This window comes from Betaproteobacteria bacterium, assembly GCA_009693245.1.
Classification (GTDB): domain Bacteria; phylum Pseudomonadota; class Gammaproteobacteria; order Burkholderiales; family SHXO01; genus SHXO01.
Genome location: SHXO01000024.1, coordinates 1 through 13,130, shown reverse-complemented (window position 1 = coordinate 13,130; position 13,130 = coordinate 1). Strand labels below are relative to the sequence as shown.

The window sequence follows — 13,130 nt, the reverse complement described above, 5'->3', positions numbered from 1 at the left end:
ATTCGCGGGATCGAAACCCCAGTTTCACCTTGCTCTCACCAATAGGAGTCTTACTAAATCTATGACCAGCACCTCTCGCACATGGATCTCACGCTTCGCCGTCATCGCCATCGCTCTGGGCAGCTCTCTAGCCATGGTCGCTCAAGATGCCGAGGCGGCCCGGCGCTTCGGAGGCGGTAAGAGTTTCGGGCGGCAGTCGGGCAACGTGAACAAACAAGCCGCGCCCGCTAATGCAGCAGCGGCCCCCACCCAGACTGCTCCAGGGGCGGCCCCGCAGCAAGCCCAACGCAACCGCTGGCTTGGCCCTCTCGCCGGTATCGCGGCAGGTTTGGGATTGGCGGCACTGTTTTCCCATCTCGGTCTTTCGGAAGGCTTCGGCAGCATTCTCATGATCCTGCTCTTAGCGATGGCGGCCATGTTCGTATGGCGCATGCTTCGCCGTGGCCAACCCAGCGTAGCCCAGCCGCGCCAGGAACACGTTTACGCGGGTGCGAGCCCGCAGAGTAGCGATTTTTCCGCGCAGGCCCCGCTACCAGGAGGCGCGTCCAATTCGGTGATGTCCTCCTTCGCCGGTGCCGCCAACTGGGGAATCCCGGCGGATTTCGACAAGGAAGGCTTCGAGCGCAGCGCCAAGGTGCATTTCATCCGCCTGCAAGCGGCCTGGGATGCGAAGGAACTAGCCGATATCCGCGAATTCACCACGCCTGAAATGTACGCCGAGATCAAGATGCAGCTCTCGGAACTCAAGGGCGAAAAAACGCAGACCGAGGTGATTGACCTCGAGGCCGAAGTGCTGGGAGTTGAAGCCAGCGCGAGGGAAGATTTGGCCAGCGTTCGCCTGAAAGGCGCCATCAGGGAAGCCCCCAACGCGGCGGCGGAGCCGTTCCAGGAAGTATGGAATCTGGCCAAGCCCAAGAGCGGGCGCTCCGGATGGCTGTTGGCGGGGGTTCAGCAGATCCAATAACTGTTGGGCGCTTTGTTCGGCTTCGCAAGTTCAGCCCAACCTACCGAGGTGTGTAGGTTGGGCTGAATGCATTGGAGCCCAACGTTCCTCGGTACCCCCGGGAAGTTTCCTGATAGCATCCTCCTCGTTCGCGCTTGGCTGACCAAAACAACTACCGGAGGAGCACATGAGCAATGTTTACGGCGCGCAGCATCGCGCGTTGCAGGACCAATTCGACACGCGCCGTTTGGCGGATTTGATCGAAGGCGGCTTCATCGCCAAGGAAGTCGATGCCAACACCAAGACCTTCATCGAATCGCGCGACATGTTTTTTTTGTCCACCGTGGACCAGAACGGCAATCCGACCGTTTCCTACAAGGGAGGCGATCCGGGATTCGTAAGAGTGGTGGACAGCAAGACCATCGCCTTTCCCTTCTACGACGGCAACGGGATGTTCTACTCCTGGGGCAACATCGCGGGTAACGCCAAGATCGGCATGCTGTTCATCGACTTCACCACCCCCAACCGCTTGCGCGTGCAAGGCACCGCCAAGGCCGACATGAACGACCCGCTCATGCTGGACTACGCCGAAGCTCAAGGCATTGTGAGAGTCACCGTCGAAGGCCTATGGCCCAATTGCCCGCGCTATGTGCATCGCTTCGAAAAGGTCAAGGCTTCCCGCTACGTGCCACGCAAGGCTTGCGAAACCCCGCTCGCCGGCTGGAAGCGCATGGATATCGTGCAAGACGCCCTGCCGGCCAAGGATCAAGGCAAGGCCGCGAAGGCCGGCGGATTGCTCACGGTCGAGGATTGGTTCGGAAAGTTGTACCAAGGTAGTGAAGAAGCCTAAGAACCGTGAAGCGTGAAGGGTGAAACGTGAGGGGGCGTAGGTTGGGCTGAATTCGCGAAGCCCGGCTTGTTCTTTAGGAGTTTGTTGCATGTTGACCGAGAAAGAAATCGAGCATTACCACGAGCGTGGCTACGTCATTCCGAACTTTCGGTTGCCGGATGAATTGCTCAAACGGCTGCAAAAAGGAATGGCGGATCTTCTGGCGGCCTACACCGACGTCAAGCAGGAGGATCTCGCCAATCCGCACATGCTACCGCCAGTGGATGGCGCTAACGCCAACCCATTCATGACGGCGGCGCGGCATCCGGCGTTGCTGGACATGATCGAGCAGTTGATCGGCCGCGACATCATCTTGTGGATCACGCGTATCCTGTGCAAACCGGCGGTGAAAGGACGCGAGGTGCCGTGGCACCAAGATGGCGAGTATTGGCCCATGCGGCCGCTCGCCACCTGCTCCGCCTGGGTCGCCATCGATCCAGTATCCACCCTCAACGGCTGCATGCGCTTCATTCCGGGTTCGCACAATCGAAAAGAGATGTACCGGCATCACGTTTCGAATCGCGAGAATCTGGTGCTCAATCTGGAACTCGACCAGGATCAATTCAACGAAGCCGACGCCGTGAATATCGAATTGGAACCCGGCCAGATATCGCTGCACGACGTGCGCCTCATCCACGGATCCCTCGCCAACAATTCCGGCCAGCGCCGTGGCGCGCTCATCATGCGCTACATGCCGGCCACCTCGTACTACGACCGCTCTTTGGTGGACCAACGGCGCGACAACACCCCTTTCAACATTTACGAGCAGCCTCTATGGTTGATGCGCGGCGCGGACCGTACCGACAAGAACGACCTCACCCACGGCCACGATTCGTGGCACAAGCGTTATGCGGGCGGGACCGTGAGTTCGGCGGCGGTGGGGTGAGAATCGAGAGAAGAGCATTAACCACGGAACACACGGAATAAAACTAGAACCTGGAATTTTCCGTGTATTCCGTGTGGTCCATGGTTAGAGGAGGTGAATGACATTTTGGCGGCCGCTGGTCATGACAATCCCGGCACGCATGCGCTCACTACTTCCCTAGCCAATAGCTCCTTGTCCGCATCGCTGCTCATCACCGTCCTAGCCACCACCGGTTCGATTCCCAAGTCGCGGATCGCGCTCATCGATGGCCGGTCCACTTCGTCGATCGCCAGCTTATCCACCAACCCGCGATAGAAGCGCGCTACCTCGGTGACCGAGGCTTCCTTGCCTAGCTCCTGAAACAACTTCGCCGCCGGCCCCTTGATGGCTCGCCCGCCCACGATGGGGGACACCGCGATCACTGGTACCTGCCTGGATTGAAGTTTCTCTCGCACACCGGGAATTGCAAGAATAGGCGCCACGCTCAAGAACGGGTTGGACGGGCAGATCACGATGCCGCGCAATCGCTCATCGCCGAGCGTCGCGCTGAATGCCGCGCTTGGCCGTGCCCGCGCGGCGCCTTCGTACTCGATCCTTTTCACCGCGGGTTCGCATTTGAGCCGCACAAAATAATCCTGGAAAGCCAGGCGGCCGCTTTCGGTGTGAACGATGGTTCGCACCGAATCGTCGCTCATGGGGACGATGGCGTGCTGTACGCCCAGGCTTCTGTGGAGAGCTTGGGTGACGCTGGTCAATCCCTCCCCTGCTTTCAGCCGGCGTGTACGCTCGAGGTGGGTGGCGAGGTCGCGGTCGCCCAACTGAAACCAAGTCTCGCCGCCCAGCATTTTCAACGCCGCCATGAAGTTCCAGGTCTCGTTGGCGATACCCCACCCCAGTTCCGGATCATGGACACCGGCGAGGTTGTACATCACGGTGTCGAGGTCGGGCGAGATGTGCAGGCCCAAGTGCTCGAAGTCATCAGCTGTGTTGACGACTATCATGAGTTCGGACGGGGGCAGTGCGCGAGCCAAGCCCGTGGCGAGCTTGGCGCCGCCGACTCCACCCGCCAGGGCGAGTATCACCCCTGATCGTTGGCGAAGAAGTTCAGCTCGATGGTGACGTCGCTCGGATCTTCCAGGAATACCTGGTGCAATCCGAGGTTGGGAACCGTCGCCTCGCGGAAGGGCACCTGTTGTTTACGCAGATTGTCCTTGGTTTCCTCGAACCCGGTGGCGCGAAACGCCATGTGGTCCACGGTGCCGGTGCCCTTCAACATGCTGACATCGTAGCGGTCGCCCATGTAGGCGTTGAGCGCTTCCTTGTCGTTGGGATCGACTCCGATGATATGCACCACGCCGTAGGTCTCGGGGAATGTCGTGCCGTTGTACAGCCAAATCCCAGGGAAATTGAAGGGCGGGCGGTGGCCCACGGTGAATCCCATGACTTCCGTGTAGAACTTGCGGGATGCCTCCAAGTCCGTGGTGCGGATGGTGTAGTGATCGAGTTTCCCTATGGCCATGTTGCCTCCTTGGTCTAAATTGCGAATGCGACGGCGGTTTCGCGCATCACCGCCTCGGGTGTTCGGTAGCGCTCCGCCATGGCGCGCTCCTGTTCGTTGCGAATCTGCGCCTGCATGTATGCGCCAAGATGGCGTGCCCGCGCGATCATGGCCGTTCCCACATGCAAGCGTTTTTTCTCGAATTCCCGCAAGGCTTCACTATACCGCGCCGCCGGGTTCGCCAGCGCATCGGCAAGGGCTGCGGCATCGCTCCCCGCCTTGGTCACGCCCATGCCCACGTGGGGACGCGCCACGAAGGCCGCATCCCCGATGAGCACCACGCGCCCAAATACGAGGCTCGGTGACTCCAGATCGTAGATGGGCTGAAAGAACGGGCGGGCCGTACGGTACAGGACCTCCGCGAATTGGGGAGCCAACAGCCGGTGCGCATCGGCGCGCACCTTGGCGATGACCTCCTGGCGAATGAGGGGCGGCGGGATGCCGAATTCATGCACCTTGCCCTGGGCGTCCGTGAGCATGCTCACCAGATCGGTCTTCTCGTCCGCCGGCCGGTACCAAACGATGTTGTAGCGGCGCTTACCGGGCTCGGCGCTGTTGCCATCCCCCGCGATGGGATAGCCCACCAACTGTTCCCCGGGAGGCAGACAAAAACTGAAGCGGCCGAACAAATCTTCGTTGGTCTCGGGGCTCAGGTGAGGCTCCTCTGCCACGCCGCGCCACGCCACATAGCCCGCATAGAGCGGCGTCACTTGCGGCAGAAACTGCGCGCGAATGGTGGACCGAGTCCCGTCGGCGGCAACCAACAGGTCCGCGCCGCGGCGGCTGCCATCATCGAAATGCGCCGTCACTTCGGTGTCGTTTTGCTCCACGCGAAGGACCGACACGCCTTGGCGATATTGTCCGGAAGGAAACTGCGCCAGGAGCAATTCATAGATCCGCCCCCAGGACGTGAGAACTTGCGGATATTCCAGTTCGCCCACGATATCGCCGGAAGAACCGAATACCACGCGGGAGCGCAAGCTCACGCCCACTGTCTCCCCCGCCGGCACCCCCACGCGTTGCAGAAGATCGAGTAATTCCTCATGGGTGGCAATCCCCGCGCCCCGGCTGGAGAGGGGCTCCGCCACGCGTTCGTAGATCTCCACCTCCCAGCCGTGCTGGCGCAGCAGGTTGCCGGCGAACAGGCCGGCAACAGAACCGCCAATGATCAGAGCCCTTCTATTCTTCACGAGATGTTCGGTTTGCTTGCTTTAACGCGCCATTATCCCTTGCGTTTCGGTGGGAGCCAATCCCCAGGGCGGGCGGGGCATCAAGGTTCCGCCCTCGCGTCCGATATGGGTGGACCGCAACTTCCGGCCAGCGGAAAGTTTTGCCCATGAACCATGCGGCCATGGCCTGGATTAGATTCCCGGCTCCCGCACTTTGTCTTGTACCAAGAGGAGAAAACCCCATGACCACCCAGACGGCACCTTCGATGCCCATCGAATCCGCGCCCGCCCCTTCCGTCGCGGCGCCGGCCGCAAGCTGGGCTTGGCTGGCCCCCTACATGGTGATCATATTCGTGCTGATGTTACTCGGGAGCCTGCTGGGCGATTTGACTCTGTTCAAGCGGGCCACACTCGGTACCGCGAAGCTCACCGCGTCGCAGTTGGTCAAACTATTCTCCTATGGCGGAGCGTTGCTCATGGTCTGGCTGATCGCGCAGCGCAGCACGCTGCAATTACGTGTCCAGGGCGGGAAAACCGGATTTTTGGGCAGCATCGTCGTGGCAGCCGCGGGCGCCCTAGACAATGACATTGTCCGAGCCATATCAAAAGCCGGAAACTTAGCCACCGGCGGAGCTGATCACACAATCGGCGTATTGGACAGAGGTGCAGCAGTTTATGACTGTCCTCAGGGAGGAAATCTATCTTTAACATCATCGAACGGCTATGCTTGCACCCTAACCGTTGCCGCGACTTGTCCACCTGGCTTCAGTTTTTTAGGTGGACATTGTAAAAAAATATATCCTGCCAATATGCTTACTGCAGCTTTTTGTAGATTCCTACCATAGATAAGTACGGGGCAACGCAGGGACTCCCCATTACGCTTCGCTCCACGGCGACTGAATTCGGGGAAGTCAGAATTGAGAATGAGTCAGCAATGCAGAATGCAAAAATCGGGGCAGCGCCGTCCAGCTGTATGAAATCGGGTGCAGCTTAAACTACCGTCAGATCTGTCTCGATGGTGGGGTCCACTTCACCCTGAAAAGACCCACCCGAACCTCCGAGACCAAAGCATGAGCTTGGTCAGCCAACCCGCACCAACGCTCCCCCATCCACCGGCAGCGACACGCCGGTAATGAAGTTCGCCTCATCGGAAGCGAGAAATAGTGCCGCATTGGCCACATCCCACGCCGTGCCCATCTTACCGCGCAGAGGGACTTTCGCGTCGCGTTCGGCGACCACGGCGTCCCTGGATTTTCCGAAGGTTAGAGCGCGCGTATCCACGGCCATGGGGGTATTCATCAAACCCGGCAAGATGACGTTGGCGCGAATACCGTAAGCGGCGTTTTGCAATGCGAGTTGCTGCGTGAAGGCGATCATCGCCGCCTTGGTGGCTTTATAGGCCACGAGGGGATAATCGATCCACGCCGCGATGGAAGAGATGTTGATGATGACACCGCTGCGCTGCGCACGCATGATTGGGATGACGTGCTTGCAGGCCATGATGGTGCCGCGCAGATTGATGGCGCTGACGCGATCTAAGATTTGCTCGGTGATATCCGCCAGCACCGCATCGCCCCCGCCGATGCTCACTCCAACGTTGTTGTGCAAGATATCGATGTGCCCCCACAGCTTGTGCGCGAATTGAACGGCGGCGGCGAGAGTGGATTCCTGAGTGACATCAGCTTGGAAGGCGGCGGCTTCGCCCTTCTCGGCGGCGATCATGGCAACGGTTTCTTCGGCGGAGGCGAGGTCGCGGTCCACGGCGAGAATTTTGGCGCCCTCGCGCGCGAAGCGCAGCGCGGTGGCACGGCCGTTTCCGATACCTTCCCCTGGGCTTTGGCCGGCACCGACGATGATGGCGGTTTTTCCTTGGAGTCTCATGGCACCGCCTCGCGCACGCGTGCGCACAGCAGCCGGTACAACCCGCCGCGGTCGCTCTCCACCTTCCACCCCGCTCGCGCGAGAGAGGTTCGCAGTTCTTGCACATCCGCGGAGGTAGCTTGCAGCCACTCCACGACTAACGCCACGTGTGCTTTGCGGTCGGGCGTTGGTCGGTATCTCGATTCCGGTGTATCCACGCCCACGTTATCGTGCTCCACCACGACCACTCGCACCGCCTCGGGGGCCAGGCCCGCGGCCCGCGCCTGCATGGCGATCCGTCCGATGGACTGGGCATCGTCATCCGTCGCATTGGGCCGGTCCAGGAAGAGAATCGCCCCCGCGCCACCAGCGCCACGGTCGTGCTTGAACGCCACGCGCCCGATGATGCGCGTGACGTCCTTGAAGTGCGGCATGATGGCGCGAGTTTTCTCGCTGGGTTTTCCCATCAGCGCCGCATAGGCGGGCGAACGCAACACATCCGGCGAGAGCGTTTCGTACATGGCCGCGTAGCGCTGGGCGCTGGCTTGGGAGATGTAACGGCGCGCCGTGAGAAAGCCCGGCACGCCCAAGCGCTCGTCTAGATGCTCGAACTGGTACCAAGATTGGAATTCGCTCTCGCTGGCGGTGCCGACATCGTGGGTGATGAGAAGAAATCCGGATGGCATATTCAATCCGTGATGGCTTGAGAAACCAGTTGCTTGAACAAGCGCCGGTAGTACTGCCGGGTAGCGCCGGGGGCTTGCGACATGTAGATGCCGATCAACTCCTCTTTTGGATCGGCGTAGAAGTAGGTCCCGGCGAAACCGGCCCACATGTATTCACCCGCGGAACCAGGCACCTGCGAAACGCCCGGGCCTTGGCGCACGGCAAAGCCCAAACCGAAGGTGTAGCCCTGTACCCCGAAGAGCAGTTCGCCCGGGGTAAGAGGCGCTTGGATCTTCGTGCCCAAGTGATCGGAAGTCATCAAGGCAACGCTGGTACGGCTGAGTATGCGAACGCCATTCCACTGCCCGCCATTGAGCAGCATCTGGCAAAAGCGCAAGTAATCCGCCGCCGTGCCCACGCCACCGGCACCGCCCGAATCGTTCCCAGGAACCTTCGATATGTCGATCAAGCGGTTGGGGGTACCCGTTGCGTGATCTTTTTCGAAAGGCTGGGCCATGCGTGCGAGTTTATCCTTGGGCACCGAGAATCCGCTGTCTGTCATCTTCAGGGGCTTGAACAAACGCTCCGCGAGAAACTCCGAGAGCCTCTTGCCGCTCGCCGCTTCCACCACGCGACCCAGCACGTCGGAGGCCAACCCGTACTCCCACACCGCTCCGGGCTGTTGCGCGAGCGGGGCTTTCGATAGCCGCTCCACCTGTTCCGCCGGAGTCATCGCGCGCAGATCGAAACTGACTTCGGGAGAATAGAAACCCGCCTTGGTGTAGGCCTCTTTCACCGGCGCATTCACCGAAAGCTCACCATAGACGAGGCCTGCGGTATGGCGCAGAAGATCTTGCACCGTTATCTCGCGATCGGCGGAAACTTGCGTGTAGCTCACCTTGCCCAAAGCGGGATCGATCCTGGCAACGCTGACCTGCATCCCCTTCATGGATGGAAGAAACTTCGAGACAGGATCCGAGAGTTGAAGGGCGCCCTCCTCCATCAACATGATTGCCGCGACGGATACCCACGGCTTGGTCATCGAATAAAGCCGGAAGATCGAATCGCGAGTCATGGGCTTGCCGGGCTCCTGGACACCCATGGCAGCCGAATAGACCAGACGGCCGCGGCGCAGCACCATCATTACCACGCCAGGCAGGCGGCCTTGGTCAATCTCGCGTTTGAAGGTGCTGTCCAGCCGTTCCAGGCTTTGGGAAGACATCCCCGCGTCTTCCGGCTTGGCAAGCGGCAGATCCTGCGCCTGGACAACCCATGCGCATACGGTTAGGACGGCAAGAGCTGCCCCATGCTGAATCCATCTTATTGTCATGGCTCCTCCGGTTATTTTCAGATGATGCCCGTTATGCCATATCATTCCGCCTATAACAACTACCGGGGGAGAAAATGTTCGCATGGCTCAAGGAGCTCACTACGTCTGAGCGCAGGACGCTCACAGCCACATTTGGCGGCTGGGCCGTGGATGCCGTGGACGTCATGGTCTATTTCTACGTGATTCCAACCCTCATTACGCTCTGGGGGATGTCCAAGGTCGAGGCCGGTTACATCACCACCGCCACCGTACTGGCCTCCGCCGTGGGGGGGTGGACGGCAGGGATCCTGGCCGATAAGTACGGACGCGTTCGCGTTCTCCAACTTACCGTTCTGTGGTTCGCGTTCTTCACGTTCCTCTGCGGCTTCACCAATTCCTTCGAACAACTGCTGGTCACGCGTGCCTTGCAAGGCCTTGGCTTTGGGGGTGAATGGGCCGTCGGCGCGGTGCTGATCGGCGAGATGATTCGCCCGGAACACCGCGGCAAGGCCGTGGGCACCATGCAAAGCGGTTGGGCTGTCGGTTGGGCAGGTGCCAATCTGCTCTTCCTGCTGATGTTCAGCCTGTTGCCGGAGGAATGGGCATGGCGGGCCATGTTCTGGGCCGGCATCCTGCCCGCCTTGCTGGTGTTCTACATCCGGCGTTATGTGAAGGAACCCCAGGTCTATCAAGCCACGAAGGACGAAGTCAAGCAACGCGGCGGGCATTTCCTGGAGATTTTTTCGCCCCCCATGTTGCGCACCACGTTGCTCGCGTGCCTGATGACCACGGGCATGATGGTGGGCTACTTCGCCGTGTTCACCTGGTTACCCACCTACCTCAAAACGGAACGCGGGCTTTCCGTCCTGAATACGGGGTGGTACACGATGGTCATCATAGTGGGTTCGTTTCTCGGATACATCGTCGCGGCCTATCTCTCCGACCACATCGGGCGGCGCATGACGTTCTTCATCTTCGCGGCGGGCTCGGCCGCCATTGCGGTGCTCTACACGTTAGTGCCCATCAGCAATGAAGTAATGCTTTATCTGGGATTTCCCTTGGGCTTCTTCGTCTCGGGAAACTTCAGTGGCTGCGGTCCTTTCCTGACGGAGCTTTTCCCCAGCCGTGTTCGCGGCTCCGGCCAAGGATTCACCTACAATTTCGGACGCGGCTTGAGTGCCTTCACCGCGCCCTTGGTAGGATATTTGAGCGGCGGCATGGCCTTGGGCAAATCCATCGGTATCGTCGCCGTGATCGGATTCTTCGTGGTCATTCTCACGGTTTCCCTGTTTCCCGAAACGCGCGGGAAGCAACTGGCGGTCTACGATTGAGGTTTCACGCCCATGCCAATCCTCCAAACCCATTCCGGACATCTGCATTACGACGTTTGTAATCTCGTACCCTCATGGGTGCCAGATCCGCAAACCATCATCTTTCATCACGGTATCGGCGCCAACATGCACATATGGGCAAACTGGTTGCCGGTGCTCGCGACGCAATACCGCTTGGTGCGTTTCGACATGCGCGGATTCGGCGAATCCGTCGTGCCACCCAAGACTTTTGCATGGACCTTCGATGTTCTCGTGGACGATCTACTGCAAATCGCCAACGCCGTTCAGGCGGAACGCTTTCACCTCGTGGGCGAATCCATCGGCGGCACCGCCGTGCTGGCCGCGGCATTGAAAATTCCCCACCGCGTATTGAGCCTAACGCTTTCCAACGCCGCGGCACGGGGCGGCTTGGTTGGTAACGTCAAGGGCTGGCGCGAGATTCTCGCGCAAGGCGGGCAAGCTGCATGGGCCCGGCAAATGATGCCGTGGCGGTTTCATCCGGACGGTTTGGCGCCAGATGTATATGCCTGGTACACGCACGTTCACGAAACCTGTTCCATGGATGCCACTCTTGGCTTGGCGGATTTGCTCCTGGCTTCGGACTTGACGCCACGACTAAGCGAGATCAAGGCTCCAACGCTCCTACTCGCACCGGAAGCCAGCCCCTTCATTCCCCTCGAGGTGATGGCCAGTATGCGCGCCGCCATTCCTGGCGCGGAGCTACAAGTGTTCGCACATGCGAAGCACGGGTTGCCGCTTTCGCACGGCAAGGCATGCGCGGAAGTAATGCGAGATTTTCTTCGGCGGCATCGCCCCGCGTAATTGAACTCAAGACCACGATGGAGGCTCCCGTTTGAAATGGTATCATCATGACCATCTAAATGACCACATTCGTGGAGAACTGAGATGGGAGCCTACAGTGTCGCGGAAGTCAAAGCGCACCTTAGCGCAATCCTCGAAGCAGTGCGCAACGGCGAGGAAGTCATTATTACCAAGCGAGGAAAGCCCGTCGCGCGCATTCTTCCCGAGAGCCAGAATGAGAAGAAGATCGATTGGGCCAAGATTGACGCGTTTCATGTAACTTTGCGCAAGAGCAAGGCAAGTGTTCCATCATTGCGTAAACGAGCGCGCTACTGAAGGATGATCTATCTGGACACGAGCGTGCTAGTTCCTTTGATTGTTCCGGAGGCGGCATCAGTAAAAGCACGTGCTTGGCGTGCCAGTCTGGGCAGCCAAGGAGAGAAGGAACTGGCCTTGAGCACATGGACCATTACGGAGTTCAGTAGTGCGATTGGCCTTAAGGTAAGAAACAGGGAAATTACCCGTGGACAAGGTGAGGCCGCCATAGCGTTACTTGAAGAGACGGTTCTGCCCCACCTCTCCATCTTGGAGGTAACGACCACGGATTTCCGCCTCGCGGAATCGATGTTGCGTGAATTCACGCTCGGATTGCGGGCGGGCGATGCCTTGCATCTGGCTATTGCATCCAGGCGCGCGGTGCGCGAAATTGCCGCTTTGGACCACAAACTAAACAAGGCTGCGGAAGCCCTAAAAATGCCCACTTCCCGGATATGAGCCGTGAAGCAACTCCAAGGACAACTTAATCTCCACCAGTTGGCGTTATGAATAACGGTTGCCGTAGCCGAAATTTTTGGACGTTTCACCCTTCTATATTGACGCCATGATCCCAGCAATAGAAGCCCTCGACCGTCTACGCGAAGGAAACCTGCGCTTTGTCGCCGAAGCCAGTAGCCTCGGAGAAGTCACGAACCGGACCCGGCGCCGCGAACTCGCCGATGGCCAGGAGCCCTTCGCCATAATTCTCGGATGTTCGGATTCACGAGTGCCGGCAGAGATCGTGTTCGATCAAGGCCTGGGAGGCCTTTTCGTCATCCGTGTGGCCGGCAATATTGTCGCCCCCTCGCAAGTGGGCAGCGTGGAATTCGCCGCGGCGCGCTTCGGCACCCGCCTCGTCGTGGTGGTGGGCCACTCTCAATGCGGTGCCATCGAGGCCACGCTGGAGGAGCTTGCACGCCCGACAGAGGACCAATCGCGAAACTTGCGCGCCATCGTGGACCGCATCCGGCCCGCCGTCGAGACCTTGCTGGACACGGAACTCGAACACAACCGGGACGCACTTTTGCGCCAGGCGGTCCGCGCCAACGTGCGTGCTTCGGCGAGCCATCTGCGGCACGGCTCCGAAATCCTCGAGCAGTTGATCGAAACCGATGGCTTGCTCGTCGTTGGCGCGGAATATTCGCTGAAGAGCGGAGTCGTCGAATTCTTCGACGGAGTTCCGAAAACTACCATGCAATGGTAAGAATCATGGGCACCTCTAATAATTCAGCATTCTAGAGTAGTGTGTATGGAATCGATGTGATAAAAAGCCTAGAAGCGCAAAGTGATCCCGAGGCCGATGAAGAAAGACAAACGCAGGAAGCAACCCAAACCCAAGCAGCCTGGATTCTTCGATGTACAAGAGCGCGCCGAGCAACTCACTCGGATGGGAGATCCGCTGGTGGGGTTGAAGGCGCAGATTG

The 13,130-nt window shown here is 59.5% G+C and carries 15 protein-coding genes; 9 read left to right on the top strand and 6 right to left on the bottom strand.

Going from position 1 to position 13,130, the window contains the following annotated elements:
* Positions 1–61 precede the first annotated feature (61 nt).
* The 3 genes from EXR36_05815 (at position 62) to EXR36_05805 (ending at position 2,718) form a co-directional block, all read left to right on the top strand.
* On the top strand, positions 62–964 hold the full coding sequence (locus EXR36_05815) for a Tim44 domain-containing protein (protein MSQ59160.1): 903 nt from the start codon (positions 62–64) through the stop codon (positions 962–964).
* A 166-nt stretch (positions 965–1,130) separates the two neighbouring features.
* On the top strand, positions 1,131–1,793 hold the full coding sequence (locus EXR36_05810) for a pyridoxamine 5'-phosphate oxidase family protein (GenBank protein ID MSQ59159.1): 663 nt from the start codon (positions 1,131–1,133) through the stop codon (positions 1,791–1,793).
* Positions 1,794–1,881: 88 nt separating this feature from the next.
* The gene (locus EXR36_05805; GenBank protein MSQ59158.1) at positions 1,882–2,718 is read left to right on the top strand and encodes a phytanoyl-CoA dioxygenase family protein; all 837 of its coding nucleotides are present in this window, start codon (positions 1,882–1,884) and stop codon (positions 2,716–2,718) included.
* Between the two features lie 119 nt (positions 2,719–2,837).
* On the opposite strand, the gene EXR36_05800 is transcribed toward EXR36_05805, so the two are convergent.
* The 3 genes from EXR36_05800 to EXR36_05790 are packed head-to-tail and all read right to left on the bottom strand — an operon-like array spanning position 2,838 to position 5,445.
* Positions 2,838–3,779 (bottom strand): 2-phospho-L-lactate transferase, encoded by a 942-nt coding sequence (locus EXR36_05800; GenBank protein ID MSQ59157.1) that lies wholly within the window; start codon positions 3,777–3,779, stop codon positions 2,838–2,840.
* Positions 3,776–4,216 (bottom strand): glyoxalase, encoded by a 441-nt coding sequence (locus tag EXR36_05795; GenBank protein ID MSQ59156.1) that lies wholly within the window; start codon positions 4,214–4,216, stop codon positions 3,776–3,778. Before EXR36_05795 ends, EXR36_05800 begins: the two co-directional genes overlap by 4 nt.
* Before the next feature lie 14 nt (positions 4,217–4,230).
* On the bottom strand, positions 4,231–5,445 hold the full coding sequence (locus tag EXR36_05790; GenBank protein MSQ59155.1) for an FAD-dependent oxidoreductase: 1,215 nt from the start codon (positions 5,443–5,445) through the stop codon (positions 4,231–4,233).
* A gap of 221 nt (positions 5,446–5,666) precedes the next feature.
* Here EXR36_05790 and EXR36_05785 point away from each other — a divergent pair, with 221 nt between their 5' ends.
* Positions 5,667–6,269: a hypothetical protein gene (locus EXR36_05785; GenBank protein ID MSQ59154.1), complete on the top strand. Its 603-nt coding sequence runs from the start codon at positions 5,667–5,669 to the stop codon at positions 6,267–6,269.
* Positions 6,270–6,504: 235 nt separating this feature from the next.
* On the opposite strand, the gene EXR36_05780 is transcribed toward EXR36_05785, so the two are convergent.
* From EXR36_05780 to EXR36_05770, 3 genes are read right to left on the bottom strand one after another with little or no spacing between them, the layout of a single operon-like run.
* Positions 6,505–7,305, bottom strand: coding sequence for an SDR family oxidoreductase (locus tag EXR36_05780; GenBank protein ID MSQ59153.1), 801 nt, complete (start codon positions 7,303–7,305; stop codon positions 6,505–6,507).
* Entirely contained in the window at positions 7,302–7,970 is a 669-nt protein-coding gene (locus EXR36_05775) for a hypothetical protein (protein MSQ59152.1), read from the bottom strand. The genes EXR36_05780 and EXR36_05775 overlap by 4 nt, the downstream gene beginning before the upstream one ends.
* Before the next feature lie 2 nt (positions 7,971–7,972).
* Entirely contained in the window at positions 7,973–9,280 is a 1,308-nt protein-coding gene (locus EXR36_05770) for a class A beta-lactamase-related serine hydrolase (GenBank protein MSQ59151.1), read from the bottom strand.
* Between the two features lie 74 nt (positions 9,281–9,354).
* On the opposite strand from EXR36_05770, the gene EXR36_05765 reads away from it, so the two are divergent.
* The 5 genes from EXR36_05765 (at position 9,355) to EXR36_05745 (ending at position 12,910) form a co-directional block, all read left to right on the top strand.
* Entirely contained in the window at positions 9,355–10,590 is a 1,236-nt protein-coding gene (locus tag EXR36_05765) for an MFS transporter (GenBank protein ID MSQ59150.1), read from the top strand.
* 12 nt (positions 10,591–10,602) lie between these two features.
* Entirely contained in the window at positions 10,603–11,412 is an 810-nt protein-coding gene (locus EXR36_05760; protein ID MSQ59149.1) for an alpha/beta fold hydrolase, read from the top strand.
* Between the two features lie 84 nt (positions 11,413–11,496).
* A complete protein-coding gene (locus EXR36_05755) occupies positions 11,497–11,727 on the top strand; it encodes a type II toxin-antitoxin system prevent-host-death family antitoxin (GenBank protein ID MSQ59148.1) in 231 nt (76 codons plus the stop codon).
* A gap of 3 nt (positions 11,728–11,730) precedes the next feature.
* Entirely contained in the window at positions 11,731–12,165 is a 435-nt protein-coding gene (locus EXR36_05750) for a PIN domain-containing protein (GenBank protein ID MSQ59147.1), read from the top strand.
* 106 nt (positions 12,166–12,271) lie between these two features.
* Positions 12,272–12,910: a carbonic anhydrase gene (locus tag EXR36_05745; GenBank protein ID MSQ59146.1), complete on the top strand. Its 639-nt coding sequence runs from the start codon at positions 12,272–12,274 to the stop codon at positions 12,908–12,910.
* Positions 12,911–13,130 lie beyond the last annotated feature (220 nt).

What these genes read in the sequence shown, in the direction of transcription:
- EXR36_05785 (MSQ59154.1), top strand. Translation starts at nt 5,667, where the DNA reads ATGACCACCCAGACGGCACCTTCGATGCCCATCGAATCCGCGCCCGCC.
- EXR36_05765 (MSQ59150.1), top strand. Translation starts at nt 9,355, where the DNA reads ATGTTCGCATGGCTCAAGGAGCTCACTACGTCTGAGCGCAGGACGCTC.
- EXR36_05815 (MSQ59160.1), top strand. Translation starts at nt 62, where the DNA reads ATGACCAGCACCTCTCGCACATGGATCTCACGCTTCGCCGTCATCGCC.
- EXR36_05810 (MSQ59159.1), top strand. Translation starts at nt 1,131, where the DNA reads ATGAGCAATGTTTACGGCGCGCAGCATCGCGCGTTGCAGGACCAATTC.
- EXR36_05770 (MSQ59151.1), bottom strand. Translation starts at nt 9,280, where the DNA reads ATGACAATAAGATGGATTCAGCATGGGGCAGCTCTTGCCGTCCTAACC.
- EXR36_05745 (MSQ59146.1), top strand. Translation starts at nt 12,272, where the DNA reads ATGATCCCAGCAATAGAAGCCCTCGACCGTCTACGCGAAGGAAACCTG.
- EXR36_05760 (MSQ59149.1), top strand. Translation starts at nt 10,603, where the DNA reads ATGCCAATCCTCCAAACCCATTCCGGACATCTGCATTACGACGTTTGT.
- EXR36_05780 (MSQ59153.1), bottom strand. Translation starts at nt 7,305, where the DNA reads ATGAGACTCCAAGGAAAAACCGCCATCATCGTCGGTGCCGGCCAAAGC.
- EXR36_05775 (MSQ59152.1), bottom strand. Translation starts at nt 7,970, where the DNA reads ATGCCATCCGGATTTCTTCTCATCACCCACGATGTCGGCACCGCCAGC.
- EXR36_05805 (MSQ59158.1), top strand. Translation starts at nt 1,882, where the DNA reads ATGTTGACCGAGAAAGAAATCGAGCATTACCACGAGCGTGGCTACGTC.
- EXR36_05795 (MSQ59156.1), bottom strand. Translation starts at nt 4,216, where the DNA reads ATGGCCATAGGGAAACTCGATCACTACACCATCCGCACCACGGACTTG.
- EXR36_05750 (MSQ59147.1), top strand. Translation starts at nt 11,731, where the DNA reads ATGATCTATCTGGACACGAGCGTGCTAGTTCCTTTGATTGTTCCGGAG.
- EXR36_05755 (MSQ59148.1), top strand. Translation starts at nt 11,497, where the DNA reads ATGGGAGCCTACAGTGTCGCGGAAGTCAAAGCGCACCTTAGCGCAATC.